The sequence below is a fragment of the Burkholderia cepacia genome, from assembly GCF_001039005.1.
GTDB lineage: Bacteria > Pseudomonadota > Gammaproteobacteria > Burkholderiales > Burkholderiaceae > Burkholderia > Burkholderia theae.
In genome coordinates this window covers 123,077-137,164 of record NZ_LDWR01000033.1, presented here as the reverse complement: position 1 = coordinate 137,164, position 14,088 = coordinate 123,077, and the positions used below count along the sequence as shown (strand labels likewise).

The following is a 14,088-nucleotide window of genomic DNA, read 5'->3' as shown; positions in this document are numbered from 1 at the left end:
GCGCCCTTTTTTCATGGTGGCGGCGTCACGCGGCTGTCGCGCGAAAACATCGTGCCGACCCGATTTGCAACCAGCCGTAACCGCGCCGCAAATGCGCGAGAAGACGAATCGCTTTCACGCGGTTAACAGACGGAAATTCGACGCGTGGAGCAGGTGTCGCAACGATGCCCGCGCACGGTCCTCCGGTCGATAAAAAAAGGGCGGCTCATCGCCGCCCTTCGTTTCAGCGCCCGGCGCCCGCCAGCGGCGCCGCAGGTTCGAACAACGCGTCCGCCTGCCTGACGCGCACGAAGCGCGCCGCGCCGTCGCCGTCCACCAGCGCGCGGAAATGCGCTTCGCCGCACGCGAGCTTCGCCCGCTCGTGCTCGCTCGGCACGTTGCCGTCCGCATTCGGCGTATCGACGACGAAGTACAGCCGCTCGCCGCCGTCCTGTTCCGCGAGCACGGCCCAGTCCGGGTGATAACTGCCGAGCGGCGTCGGCACGCGGAACCACGCGGGCAGCTTCGCGTACAGCTTCACGCCGTCGTGCGCTTCGAGCGCATCGGCGAACGCGCGCTCCGCATCCGTCTCGCACACGACCGCTTCGTGGATCGACTTCCGCGCATCGGGCCGCAGGTTGCGCAGATAGCCGGTCAGCGCCTCGCTCTCGAACGATTCGAGTGCATGCACGTGGCGCTCGCCGAGCCTGCGGTACGCGATGCCCGCGACGAGCGCGAGCCGCTTGCAGCGGTTGATCGCCTCGGCCGCGACCGTGATGAACTGCTGCGGGTTCACGCGGAAATCGTCGAGCCGGCCGCTGTCGGCCAGGATCGTCGCGAGAGAACGGCGCGTGAGCTGCGTGCGGTCCTGCAACTCGGTGAGCAGGTCGGGCAGCGGCAGCTCGCCTTCGTCGATCAGCACCGTGCCAGCGCCGGCCACCTCGATCGCCTCGATGCCGGCCTTGCCGATGTCGATCTCGGCCTTGCGCCACTGCAGCCGCGCACGCGCGATATCCGGCGCGTCGTGCAACGCGGCCGTGCAGTCGCGCACGAGCTTCGCGTTGTCGAACTCGACGCGGTACACGGTGCGATGGCGAATCCGGTCCCACAGCGCGCGGAAGTCCTCGCCGAACACGACGGCCTTGCCCGACGCATCGCGCCGCAACGCGATCTCACGGCGCTCGTCCGCGTTGCGCACCGCGAAGCGGCCCGACAGCTTGCGCAGCGTCGCGACAATCGGCGCGCGCAGCATCTCGAACGCATCCGGCAGCACGAGCGCGCTCTGGCGCAGCGCATCCTTCAGCCGGTCGAGCACCTTGCCTTGCGCGTCGACGTAGCCCTGCTCATGCAGATGGGTCCACAGCACGCGCGACAGCTCGATGCCGAGCGCATGCGCGGGCCCGTCGCCTTCCTGCACGGGCAGCGCCGCGAACTGGTGTTCCTCGACGATCCCGAAACGGATGCCCGTATCGGCCTCGATTTCCTTCTGCAGGTTCTCCGCGAAAGACTCGTAGCGCTCGGTCGCGATCACGGTGAGCGTGTTTACGCCCGCATCGCGCACGCGGTCGCCGTCCTGGTCGACGGCGAGGCGCAGCCCGCGGCCGAGCGTCTGGCGGCGCTCGCGCTCGGTCTGGATGTCGCGCAGCGTGCAGATCTGGAACACGTTCGGGTTGTCCCAGCCTTCCTTCAGCGCCGAGTGCGAGAAGATGAACTTCAGCGGCGTGTCGAACGACAGCAGCGCTTCCTTCTCGCGCATGATGAGGCCGTACGCGCGCTCCGCGTTCTCGCGGGCCGCGGCGCTGCTCTCGCTCGTGTCGGTCCAGCCGCCCTTGCGGTCGATCGAGAAGTAGCCGTTGTGCGCGCGCTCGACCTCGAGCGCCACGTCGACGCCGTCGAACAGCGCACGATAGGCCGGCACGCGTGCCGCGCGCGCATATTCCTCTTCGAAGATCAGCGCATAGTCGCCCTTCACGGGCATCCCGCTCTCGTCGTACCGGCGATAGCGCTCGACCGAATCGACGAAGAACAGCGACAGCACCTTCACGCCGCGTTCCGCGAGGCGCAGTTCCTTGTCGAGATGCTCGCGGATCGTGCGGCGGATCATTTCGCGCTGCACGGCGAGCGTATCGATGTCGCCGAACGCTTCCCCAAGCGACAGGAACGCCTCGCCTTCCGGATGACGCAGCTCGACGTATTCGGCGCCCTTCAGCGCATGGACTTCGCCGACCCGCAGCCCCGCGTACAGCACGCGCTTGGTCAGGCGCTCGAGGTCGTCGCCGTCGGTAACCGACACGATCTGGCGCTTCACGCCGGCCACCGTCGCCACGTCGAGCTCGACGCGCGCACTGATCGCGCCGCGCCGGTTCGACACGCCGACGAGCCGCACGTACGGCTTGTTGTGCGCATCCTCGACGATCGCGGACGCAATCTCGATCTGCTTGACGAGCTTGCGCTCGTACGCGTCGACCGCGTCGAGCCGGTACACCATGTGGTGACGGTCGACGTGGGTCGCCGAATAACGCAGCGTGCAGAGCGGCGCCATCGCGGCGAGCGCTTCGCGCCCGCGGCCTTCGAGCCCGCCGTCGACGCTTTGCGGCTCGTCGACGATCACGATCGGCCGGGTCGCGCGGATCAGGTCGATCGGCTTTTCACCGCCGGTCTTCTCGCTGTCCTTGTAGAGGTTGTTGATTTCCTTCTTGTTGATCGCGGCGACGGTCATCACCATCACCTGGATCGCCGCGCTCGCCGCGAAGTGGCGCACCTGGCCGAGCTTCGCGGAGTCGTACAGGAAGTAGTCGTACGGGACACCCGCGTACAGCGCGCGGAAATGGTCCTCGGTGATCGCGAGCGTCTTGTGCACGCCTTCCTTGATCGCGATGGACGGCACGACGATCACGAACTTCGTGAAGCCGTAGCGGCGGTTCAGCTCGAAGATCGTGCGCAGATATACGTAGGTCTTGCCGGTGCCGGTCTCCATCTCGACGGTGAAGTCGCGCGAGCCGGGCAGGCCGGACGGCGGCAGCCCGCCGCGCAGCTGCACGTCGGCGAGATTGCGCGCGAGCGCGTCGTCGGTCAGCGACAGCCGGTTGCCGACCCCCTGTTCCGACACCGCGAAGCCGAGCGAGCCTTGCGCCGCGGCAGTCGTGCCGGGCGCGGCGTTCGCGAGCACGCTGAAATCGCCGCGATACGATTCCTGGCCGCGAAACAGGTCGCAGACGGCGTCGATCGCCTCGCGCTGATAGTCGAGATCCGCTTCGAAATGCAGCCGCATCACAGGCTCCGCACGCGCTTCACGCCGTGCTGTTCGAGCAGCGCGGCGAGATTGAGCTTCGCGACATCGTCGACGAAACCGCTGTCGCGGAACAGGCACGTGACGTCGCGCGACGCGCCGGTCGCGTCGAGCAGCGCGACGATGCCGTCGGCGAGCGGGCCCGCGTCGTCGCGCGAGATCCGCGCGTCGAAGCACGCGACGATCGCGCGGCCGATCAGGTGCACGGCCTTGCCGGCCACCTGGTGATGCTCGACCGGCGTGCACAGGTCGAGGCCGAGCTTCAGCGTCAGCTCGGCGAGCAGGTCGTCCTCGGTGCGGCCGGTCTTCACGTGCTCGACGGACGCGAACAGCGCATGGTCGAAGTCGTCGCGGCGCGGGTCCCACTCGATCACGTTGGTCGTGTCGAGCCGGTACACGCGGAAGCCGAGGTCGCCATAGCTTTCCGGATAGTCGCGCGCGACCTGCTGCGCGGCGCGGCGCAGGCGCTCCTTGGTGACTTCGGCGAGCGTCGCGGGCTTCTTCAGCTTCGCGCAGAAGTCGGCCGCGCTCTGCTGCGTCTTGTCGCGGCGGTCGAGCGCTTCGGGCAGTTGCACGAGCACGTAGCGGCGCGCGCCGCCGTCGGTCGCATTCACCTGCATCACCGCGTGGCCGGTCGAACCGGAACCCGCGAAGCAGTCGAGCACGATGTCGTCGCCGCGCGTGCACCAGCCGATCACGGCCGCCGCGAAATCGACCGGCTTCGGCAGGTCGAACGGGATCCCGAGCGTCTTCAGCAGCGCATCGTCGGAGCCGGCGAACGGCAGCACCGACGGCACGTTCTCGTACATGTTCTCGTCGAGGTAGTAGATCCGCTGCGGCTGCGTGCTTTCGTCCGCGCCGAATTCGATCTGGCCGCGCTCGATCAGCGCCTGCATCGTCGCGGGCGGGTTGCGCCAGCCGCGTGCGGGCATCGCGCACGGCTTGCCGGTGACCGGGTGGATCAGCGGCGTGAAATACTCTTCCGGCGCCTTCTTCTTGTTCGGCCAGGCCATCGACACGAGGCGGTACACGCGGCCGTCTTCCGACAGCCGGTCGTACATCACCTCGCCGCCGGACAGGTTGGTCTGCGCCTTCATCCACGCGCGATACGCCTTTTGCGCGTCCTTCGGGTTGCCACTGCGGTACACGGCGTCGTGCGCGGCGTCGAGCATGCGCTGCGCATTGCGCTTCGGGCGCTTGAGCGGCGCCTGTTCGAGCAGCGTCTCGGCGTTGCGCGCGAACAGCACCAGCGATTCGTGCTGGTACGCGACGCCGCGCGCGTCGCCCTTCGGGTTGCGCTTGTCCCACACGGCGACGCCGAGCTCGTTCTCCTCGCCGAAGATCTCGCGCAGCATCAGCACGAGCGCATGCACTTCGTGCTCGTCGATGTGCACGGCGATCAGCCCTTCGTCCGACAGCAGCGCGTGCGCGAGCTTCAGGCGCGGATACATCATGTTCAGCCAGTCGGTGTGGAACCGGCCGTTCGCCTCGGTGTTGGTGCTGCGCTTCACGCCGCCCTGGGTCTGCCCGGTCATCGCCAGGTAGTGGCGGATGCTGTCGCTGAAGTCGTCCGGGTAGACGAAATCGCTGCCCGTGTTGTACGGCGGGTCGATGTAGACGAGCTTCACCTTGCCCGCGTAGCTCTTGTGCAGCAGCTTCATCACGTCGAGGTTGTCGCCCTCGATCACGAGGTGGCGCGTGTCGTCCCATGCGACGCTGTCGTCGGGGCAGGGCCGCAGCGTGCCCGTCGACGGCGTGAGCGCGGCCTGGCGCGCGCTGCGCTTGCCGTGCCAGTGGAAGCCGTAGCGCTCGTCGGCGTCGCCGACCGTGCGTTCGCCGATCAGCGCCTTCAGCACGTCGACGTCGACCGACGCGCCGCCGGGGCCTTCGGTCACGAGTTCGGGGAACAGCGCCTTCAGGCGCGCGACGTTGTCGGCGGTGAAATCCGTCGACATCGCCTGCGGGCTGGCCGCATCGAGTTTCTGCATCGTCTTTTCCATCGGAGCCCGGCCGCGCGCGCCAGGACGTCGGGCGCGCTCACGGCACCGGCGGCAATGGCCACCCGGGCAAACCCGAAACGCTATCGAGTCGGTCGGCGCAGGTCAAGCGCCGATATGAGCCGAACGCGTGCGCATCGGCCGCGATCGCCCGTCCCACGGGCCGCAAGCGGCTTCGGGCCAGTTCTCGCACGGCCGGCCGGCGGCGGTTTTCCGGGCATCCCGCGGCGCCGCGGAAAGGACGAAAAAAAGGGCACGGTCGGCGCAAAGCGCCGGCGTGCCCGCATGGAGAATCCCGGACGGAGGGAATGGCGGGGCGCAACCCGCCCCGCTTTACGTCAAAAGCGCGTACGGATGCCCGACGTCAGTTCGAGCTGGTTCTTCGCGCCGAACGTCGACGACACCGTGTAGCCGCCGTGCAGCTTCATGTAGTCGCCGGCCAGGTACACCTCGGTGCGCTTGCTCAGGTGATAGAACACCGACCCGTAGATCGTCTCCTTGAAGCCGTTGCTGACGCCGTTGGTCAGGCTGAACGCGCCGAGGTTCGCGTTCGGCGTGAAGCCGTCGGCGTTGTTCGCGGCGTTCTTGATGCGCATCTGCTGGTAGCCGAGCTCGTAGTCGAGCGCGCCCTTCGGCGCGATCTTCATCGACACCGTCCACGAATCGTCGTGACGCTGGCCGAGCGCGCCCTGGTCGCCGTTGTAGCGGAAGTAGCCGGCATTCAGGCGCACGATGTCGAACGTGTAGTTGCCGCCGACCGAGAACGTCTGGTTCGTGTAGCCACCGTTGTTCACGTGGTTGTAGAAACCCGACACGTTGAACGGCCCGCCGTTGTAGCCGAGCGCGAGCTGGTACGCGGAGCCGGTCGCGAACTGCGTCGAATTGCTGAACTGGTAGCCGGCGCTCGCGAAGATGCCGTTGTTGAACAGCTTCTTCCACGCAATGCCGTTGTTGTAGCGCGTGCCGGTCGGGCCGGCCGCGTAGAAGATCATCTGCTTGAAGTTGTTCGAGTTGGTCCAGCCGCCTTCCTCGGTCGTCAGTTTCGCGGTGCCGTACGGATCGCCGTAGATCGCCGCCGCGTCGCGCGCGATCGTGTTCTGGAAGCCGGCCGTCAGCTTGCCGAAGCGCTCGTCCTCGACGCCGACCCATGCATCACGGTCGAAGATCTGGCCGCTGTCTTCCATCTGGCCGTTCGCGACTACGAATTCGCTTTCGAGGCGGAAGATGATCTTCGTGCCGCCGCCGATGTCTTCGGCACCGCGCAGGCCCCAACGGCTGCCGCTGAACCACGGCTCGCCTTCGTTGCCCATCCCGATGACGTGATTGCCGTTCGCGTCGGCGTGGGTCCGGTAGGTCGGAAAGCTCAGGTCCATCAGGCCGTAGAGCTGCACGCTCGACTGCGCATGCGCCTGGGTGCCGGCGCACAGGCCTGCCGCCGCGATGGAAAGGGCAAGGGTTTTTCGTTTCAAGATCGTCTCCTCCGAGCTGCCGCATTGAAATCTGGTCGTTGGCAGTACGCAATGTATGCCGACTCTTGCCGGCCACAGCGAGAGGGCCGACGCGTAGCATCGTAGAGCGTGCAATCCTTCACGACGCTTTCCCGGACGCAAGAATCGGATCGGTGAAAACACCGAACGCGCAACAATCACGAATCGTGCAGGCGCGAGAAAGCGCACCCGCCGGGCAGCCGGCAGGCGTCCGGGGGCATTTCGTGCTACGAATCGACGATCGGGACTGCGGAAGAACGCCGGTCAGTCCTGCGCGCTCTTCATGCGCAGGATGTAACCGAGCCCGCGCAGCGTGATGATCTCGGCCGTGCTGCCGGCGAGATGCTTGCGCAGCCGGTGGATGTAGATGTCGATCGCGTCGGCGCTCGGTTCGTCGTCGAGCGCGAACACGCTGTCCATCAGGCGCGCCTTCGACACGGTCTTGTTCTGCTGCAGCATCAGCGTTTCGAGGATCGCGTGCTCGCGACGGCGCAGCGCGAGCACCGCTTCGCCGCAACGGAATTCGCGCGTGCCGAATGCATAGACGAGATCGCCGCACACGAGCTGCGTTGTACCGACCCCGGCCTGCCGGCGGATCAGCGCGCGAATCCGCGCGACCAGCTCGCGCGACTCGAACGGCTTCACGACGTAATCGTCGGCGCCCGCGCCGAAGCAGTCGACCTTGTCGTCGACCGAGCCGTGCGCGGTCAGCATCAGCACTGGCACGTTGTCGTTGCGGCGCCGCAACCGCGCGAGTACTTCCTTGCCGCTGATGCCGGGCAGCCGCATGTCGAGCAGCACCGCGTCGTAGCGCTCGGTCTTCAGCACCGTGTCGGCGCGTTCGCCGTCGCCGACGCAGTCGACCGCGAAATCCTCGCCGCGCAGCAGGTTCACGATCCAGTGCGCGAGTTCGGCGTTGTCTTCGACCAGCAGGAGTTTCATGACGACATCTCTATGGGGCCGTTCTCGTGGCAACCCCAAATAAAAAATTCATGTCACGGGAATGCCCGCTCCATATGGAAACAGCCCCTAATCATAGGCGGGCAACCGCACAGTTACGACGATACCGCGATTGCCGGGCCCCGGCGCAAGCGACGCGCTGCCGCTGTGCGCCTGCGCGATCTCGCGGACGATGGCAAGCCCGAGGCCCGAGCCTTCGGTATCGGCCGACACGCGGTAGAAGCGCTTGAATACGTGCGGCCGCGCCTCGGCCGGGATGCCGGGGCCGTTGTCGACCACGTCGAGCACGATCGCATCGCCGTCGCGTCGCGCGGCCACCGTCACGCAGCCGCCCGGCTGCGTGTAGCGTACCGCGTTGTCGACGAGGTTCATCACCAGCGCGGTCAGCAGGCTGTCGCTGCCCGCGACGTCGAGCCGTTCGCCGAGATCGGCGCCAAGGTCGATATCGCGCCGCTGCGCGAGCACGATCGTTTCCTCCAGCACGCTCGACACCACGGCCGCGAGATCGACGCGATGGGTCAGGAGCGTCGACGGCGTCGCTTCCGCATGCGCGAGCAGCAGCAGCTTGTCGGTCACGTCGGCCATCTTGCGGCTGCTGCGCTGCATGCTGTCGAGCACCGACGCGAGTTCCGGATCGTCGTGGTCGCGCCGCTGCGCATACTGGATCTGTGTGTCGAGCACCGCGATCGGCGTGCGCAGCTGGTGCGCGGCGTCCGCGATGAAGCGGCGCTGCGTGGCCGTGTGCATGTTGAGCCGTGCGATGCACTGGTTGATCGCGTCGACGATCGGCCGCAGTTCGTGCTGCAGCCGCTCGGGGCGGATCGGCTCCAGCTCCATCGGCCCGCGGTCGGCGACATCGTCCTTCAGCTTCATCAGCGGACGCAGCTCCAGCGTCAGGCCGAGGTAGACGAGCACCACCGCGAGCATGAGCATCAGCGACAGGCGCACGAGTTGCGGCCGCCAGATCGTGTCGACCATCGCGTTGCGCGAGCCCATCGTCTTCGCGACGACGACCGTGACCGTCTCGACCTGACCCTCGTCGTACAGCTGGCGATCGTAGGCCACCGCGCGCAACGGCACGCCGTCGAGCGCCGTGTCGTACAGCGTCGGCTCGACGCCGTGGCGCGCGGGCAGGTCGAGCGCCGGCGTGCCGGCGAGCAGGCGGTCGTGGCCGTCGATCACCTTGTAGAACACCGAATCGCGCGACGGCGATTCGAAGATCTCCAGCGCCGCCGGCGGCACGTCGGCGACCGGCAGCCCGTTGCGCCATTCGACGTCCTCGCCGATCGTGCGCGCGGACGCGACGAGTGCGCTGTCCTGCACGAGCCCGGCCGTGCGCCGCGCGGTGTCGTACGACATCGCGCCCGCGATCAGCACAAAGGCCGCGAGCGGCAGCAACAGCCACCACAGCAGCCGCCCGCGCAGGCTGTGCGCCATCCTGTTGCGCTCCTTCTCGGAAATGCCGAACCGCGCCGGGGGCGCCGGCGCGGTCGGGGGTGTCATGTCATGCGTCCGGCGGCCGCGTTCAGAACGCGGCGGGGCGCCACTTCAGAAGCCGCTTCTCGAGCCAGGTCAGCAGATAGTCTGCGGCCAGCGCGACCACGGCCAGCACGATCATCGCCGCGAACACGCCGCTCGCGTTGAACGCACCCTGGGCGGTGGAGATTAGCAGGCCGATGCCCTGCTTGGAACCCAGGAATTCGCCGACCACCGCGCCGACCAGCGCGAAGCCGAAGCTCACGTGCAGGCTCGCGAGAATCCAGCTCAGCGCGGACGGGATCACGACCGCCGTGGTGATCTGCCGGCGCGACGCGCCGAGGATCTGCGCGTTCGCGATCAGGTAGCGGTCGGCTTCGCGCACACCCTGGAACGCGTTGCCGAACACCACGAAGAACACCATCACGACGGCGAGCGCGATCTTCGACGCCATTCCGAGGCCGAGCGCGATCACGAAGATCGAGCCGAGCACGACACGCGGAATCGAGTTCGCGATCTGGATATACAGGCCGAACACGTCGGCCATCAGCTTGTTGCGGCCGAGCACGATCCCGCAGATCACGCCGGCAACCGAGCCGATCACGAAGCCGATCCCGGTTTCCTCGAGCGTGACCCACACCTGCGTGAGCAGCGGGCCTTGCGATGTGCCGTTCACGAACCAGTCCTGGATCTGTTCGAAGATCAGCGACGGCATCGAGAAGAAGAACGGATCGATCCACTTGAGCCGTGCGGCGAGTTCCCACCCGCCCAGCACCAGCACAAGCACGGCGATCCGCAGCCCGACGATCAGGTTGCGCCGGCGGCGCAGCCGGCGTTGCGCGGCGCGCTCGTCGTCCTCGAGCGTCGTCGCCGGAAGGGCGGTGGGGGGAAGCGTCATGTCGGTCATGCTCCTGTCCTTGCTGTTCTTTGCGTGCGGCGTATGCGTCAGCCGATCTGCACTTCTTCGCGCAGGTCGTGCCAGATGTCCTTGGAAATTTCGATGAAGCGCGGGTCGTAGCGAATCTCCGACGTGACGCGCGGGCGCGGCAGGTCGATCTCGTACACGCGCTTGAGCGTCGCGGGGCGCGCGGTCAGCACGAACACGCGATCGGCGAGCGCGATCGCCTCCTCGAGATCGTGCGTGACGAACACGACCGAGCCCTTGTTCGCCGACCACAACTGCAGCAGCTCGTCCTGCATCAGCGTGCGCGTCTGCATGTCGAGCGCGGAAAACGGCTCGTCCATCAGCAGGATTTCAGGCTGGTTGATGAAGGTCTGCGCGAGCGCGACGCGCTTGCGCATCCCGCCGGACAGTTGATGCGGGTAGTGCTTGGTGAACTTGTCGAGGCCGACCTTGCGGATCCATTCCTCGGCCTGCGCGTACGCGACGTCCTTCGAGCGGCCGCGAAACAGCGGGCCCGCCGCGACGTTGTCGATCACGTTGCGCCACGGGAACACGGCGTCGGCCTGGAACACGAAGCCGATGCGCGGATCGATCCCGTCGACCGGACGGCCCATCACACGCACTTCGCCCGACACGGGCTTGAGCAGCCCGGTGATCAGGTTGAGCGTCGTCGACTTGCCGCAGCCGGTCGGCCCGACGATCGCGATGAACTCGCCGCGCGCGACGCTCATGCTGAAGTCGCGCAACGCGACGGTGGCCTTGCCTTCCGGCGAAATGAAGCGGCACGACACGTTGCGAAACTCGATCGCCGGTGTGCTCGGGGAGACTGCCTGATTCATCTCATTCGTCCTGCGGGTGAGGAAGGCGTCGCGTCGTGACGCAACGCCGGGCCGGTCAGCGGGCCGGAACGGGGAGCGCCCGGCGGCGGGATCGCCGCCGCCGGCGCCGATGCTTACTTCGCGTTCACGAAATCGTTCGTGTAGGTACGCGCCAGGTCGATGTGCTTGCCCTTCACCGACGGGTTGAACGCCGACAGCACCTTCAGCACGGTCGCCGGGCCGTCGGCCGGCATCTTCGCGTCGGCGGTGTACATCGGCAGCGACGCCTTCAGTGCCGTGACGTACAGCGCCTTGTCCTTCTGGTAGTCGGCCGGCATCTTCGCGGCGATGTCCTCGGCGCTGTGCGTGTGGATGAACTGCATCGTCTTCGCGAACGCGTGCGCGAGCTTGGTCGCCTGCTCCTTGTGCGAATCGGCCCATGCCGACTGCACGTACAGGCTCGCGGCCGGGTAGGTGCCGCCGAGCGCCGCACGCGTGCCGTCGACGGTGCGCATGTCGACCAGCACCTTCGCGTCGCCCATCTTCTCGAGCGCGGACACCGTCGGTTCGGTCGTCATCCCGGCGTCGATGCGGCCCTGCTTGATCGCGGCGATGAAGCTCGCGTCGGCGCCGACCGGCAGCATCGTGTACTGCGTCGACTGCACGCCGTGCGCGAGCGCGAGGTATTGCGTGAGGAAGCTCGTCGACGAGCCGAGGCCCGTCACGCCGAGCGTCTTGCCCTTCGCGTCGGCCATCGACTTGAAGGTCGGTGCGGCCTTGGTCGACACCATCTCGACTTCGCCCGGCACCTGGCCGAACACGGCGATCGCCTTGACGTCCTTGCCCTTGCTCTGCAGATCGATAGTGTGGTCGTAGAAGCCGACGACGCCCTGCACAGCGCCCGCGAGCAACTCGTTCTCGGCGTCGACACCGGCCGGCTGCGACAGCAGCTCGACGTCGAGCCCTTCGGCCTTGAAGTAGCCGAGTTCCTGCGTGAGCCGCGCGGGCAGGTAGATCAGCTTCGCGATCCCGCCGACCATGATCGTGATCTTGCCGCCGTCGTCGGCGAAAGCGGGGGCAGCAGCAAGCGCGCAGCTCAGGCTGGCTGCAACGGCGAGGGTGCGCAGGATGGGTCGCATCGGGTCGTCTCCGTTCGTTGTATTCGTATGGCGCGATGCTTGCTGCATCGTCACGACGAGTATAGGGAGACGAAACCTTCTGCAACCTTTCGCGGGGTGGTGGTTCCTTTAGGGGTTTTCCAGCAACGGGGGGCCGGAACGGGCGGGGTACGGGGCCGGACTCGGCTAGCGCCAACCGATCAACACGCGCCCCATCGCGTCGAGCCCCATGTCGTACAGGTGCGACACGAACGGCACGAGGTTCGGCACCATCAGTTGCACGAGCAACAGCCCGACCAGCATCGTGACGGGAAAGCCGATCTGGAACACGCCGATCTGCGGCGCCGCGCGGTTCAGGATGCCGAGCGCGAGGTTCACGATCAGGAGCGCCGCGACCACCGGCAGCGCGAGCAGCAGCCCCATCTCGAACACGGCAGTGCCGAACGCGGCGAGCGTGCGCCAGCCGGGCGCATGCAGCAGGTCGGCCGACACCGGCAGCGACTGGAACGACGCAGCGAGCGCGGCGAACACCTGCAGATGGCCGTCCAGCGCGAGGAACGCGAGCATCGCGACCGCGTTCAGGAAGCGGCCCATCACGGGCGTCGCGCCACTCGTGTGCGGATCGAAGAAGGTGGCGAAGCCGAGGCCCATCGACAGCCCGATGAAGTCGCCGGCCGCCTCGACGGCCGCGAACACGATCTGCATCGTGAAGCCCATCGCGACGCCGATCAGGAACTGCGTGACGACGATCCAGATGCCCTGCGCGGAGAACACCGTGACGTCCGGCATCGCGCCGAGGGTCGGCGCGACGACCAGCGCCATGAACGCGGCGAGGCCGATCTTCACGCGCACGGGCACCGCCGCGTGGCCCACGACCGGCGCGGTCGCGACGAGCGCGAGCATCCGCACGAACGGCCACAGGAAGGCGGTGAGCCAGCCATTGAGCTGCGCGTAGGTAACCGAGAACATCGCCGCCGGGGGGTGAGCGCGGCTCAGCCGACGCCGAGCGTCGCGACGTGCAGCAGCGTCTGCCGCAGGTAGTCGAGCATCGTCGTCAGCATCCACGGGCCGGCGATCACGAGCGTCGCGGCGACCGCGAGCAGCTTCGGGATGAACGACAGCGTTGCCTCGTTGATCTGCGTCGCGGCCTGGAACAGGCTCACGACGAGGCCGACCGCAAGCGCGACCAGCAGCAGCGGGGCGGAGAGCAGCAGGCCGACCATCATCGCCTGGTGCGCGAGGGTCATCACTTGTTCGGGCGTCATCGCGCGATTCCTCCGCGGCTCAAGTAAAGCTTTGCGCGAGCGAGCCGATCAGCAACTGCCAGCCGTCGACCAGCACGAACAGCATCAGCTTGAACGGCAGCGACACGGTGGACGGCGACACCATCATCATCCCCATCGACATCAGCACGCTCGCGACGACCATGTCGATGATCAGGAACGGAATGAAGACCGTGAAGCCGATCTGGAAACCCGTCTTCAGCTCGCTCGTGACGAACGCGGGCACCAGCAGCGACAGCGGCACGTCCTCGGGCCCCTGCATCGGCGCGGCCTTCGAGATCTTCGCGAACAGCGCGAGATCGGTCTCGCGGGTCTGCTTCAGCATGAAGGTCTTGAACGGCGCGACGCCGCGCTGCACGGCCTGCTCCATCGGCATCGAGCCGTCGGAGAACGGCTTGTAGCCGTCGTTGTAGGCACGGTCGAGCACCGGCGACATCACGAAGAAGGTGAGGAACATCGCGAGGCCGACGAGCACCTGGTTCGGCGGCGTCGTCGCGGTGCCGAGCGCCTGGCGCAGCAGCGACAGCACGATGATGATGCGCGTGAAGCTCGTCATCATCAGCAGCATCGCCGGCAGGAACGACAGCATCGTGAGCAGCAGCATCGTCTGCACGCTCAGCGAATAGGTGGTACCGCCGTGCGGGCCGGGGCTCGCGTTGAACGCGGGCAGGCCGTTCGCCTGCGCGCATGCGAGCGCGGGGGCCAGGCAGAGGATCAGCGCGGGCGCGAAACGCGCCGCGCGACGCAGGAATTCGTGTTTCATCGGAATGCGGGAAC

Annotated in this window: 11 protein-coding genes; all 11 read right to left on the bottom strand. The window is 67.2% G+C overall.

Annotated features, from left to right (window positions below):
- Positions 1–223 precede the first annotated feature (223 nt).
- Positions 224–3,250 (bottom strand): type III restriction-modification system endonuclease, encoded by a 3,027-nt coding sequence (locus tag VL15_RS19820; protein WP_048248000.1) that lies wholly within the window; start codon positions 3,248–3,250, stop codon positions 224–226.
- Positions 3,250–5,268, bottom strand: a complete 2,019-nt coding sequence (locus tag VL15_RS19815) for a site-specific DNA-methyltransferase (RefSeq protein ID WP_048247999.1) — start codon at positions 5,266–5,268, stop codon at positions 3,250–3,252. The genes VL15_RS19820 and VL15_RS19815 overlap by 1 nt, the downstream gene beginning before the upstream one ends.
- 335 nt (positions 5,269–5,603) lie before the next feature.
- Entirely contained in the window at positions 5,604–6,734 is a 1,131-nt protein-coding gene (locus VL15_RS19810) for a porin (RefSeq protein WP_048247998.1), read from the bottom strand.
- 282 nt (positions 6,735–7,016) lie between these two features.
- A complete protein-coding gene (locus tag VL15_RS19805) occupies positions 7,017–7,694 on the bottom strand; it encodes a response regulator (RefSeq protein ID WP_048247997.1) in 678 nt (225 codons plus the stop codon).
- An 87-nt stretch (positions 7,695–7,781) separates the two neighbouring features.
- The gene (locus VL15_RS19800; protein WP_048247996.1) at positions 7,782–9,149 is read right to left on the bottom strand and encodes a sensor histidine kinase; all 1,368 of its coding nucleotides are present in this window, start codon (positions 9,147–9,149) and stop codon (positions 7,782–7,784) included.
- 88 nt (positions 9,150–9,237) lie between these two features.
- Positions 9,238–10,095, bottom strand: coding sequence for an ABC transporter permease (locus tag VL15_RS19795; RefSeq protein WP_129513323.1), 858 nt, complete (start codon positions 10,093–10,095; stop codon positions 9,238–9,240).
- Between the two features lie 38 nt (positions 10,096–10,133).
- Complete coding sequence (locus tag VL15_RS19790) at positions 10,134–10,931, bottom strand: ABC transporter ATP-binding protein (protein ID WP_048247995.1); 798 nt, start codon at positions 10,929–10,931, stop codon at positions 10,134–10,136.
- A gap of 113 nt (positions 10,932–11,044) precedes the next feature.
- On the bottom strand, positions 11,045–12,049 hold the full coding sequence (locus tag VL15_RS19785; protein WP_048247994.1) for an ABC transporter substrate-binding protein: 1,005 nt from the start codon (positions 12,047–12,049) through the stop codon (positions 11,045–11,047).
- 165 nt (positions 12,050–12,214) lie between these two features.
- Entirely contained in the window at positions 12,215–12,997 is a 783-nt protein-coding gene (gene fliR / locus VL15_RS19780) for a flagellar biosynthetic protein FliR (RefSeq protein ID WP_048247993.1), read from the bottom strand.
- Positions 12,998–13,020: 23 nt separating this feature from the next.
- Positions 13,021–13,293 (bottom strand): flagellar biosynthesis protein FliQ, encoded by a 273-nt coding sequence (gene fliQ, locus VL15_RS19775; protein WP_048247992.1) that lies wholly within the window; start codon positions 13,291–13,293, stop codon positions 13,021–13,023.
- Between the two features lie 19 nt (positions 13,294–13,312).
- Positions 13,313–14,074 carry a flagellar type III secretion system pore protein FliP gene (fliP, locus tag VL15_RS19770; RefSeq protein WP_048247991.1) on the bottom strand — a complete coding sequence of 254 codons (762 nt, stop codon included), beginning with the start codon at positions 14,072–14,074 and terminating at the stop codon, positions 13,313–13,315.
- Positions 14,075–14,088 lie beyond the last annotated feature (14 nt).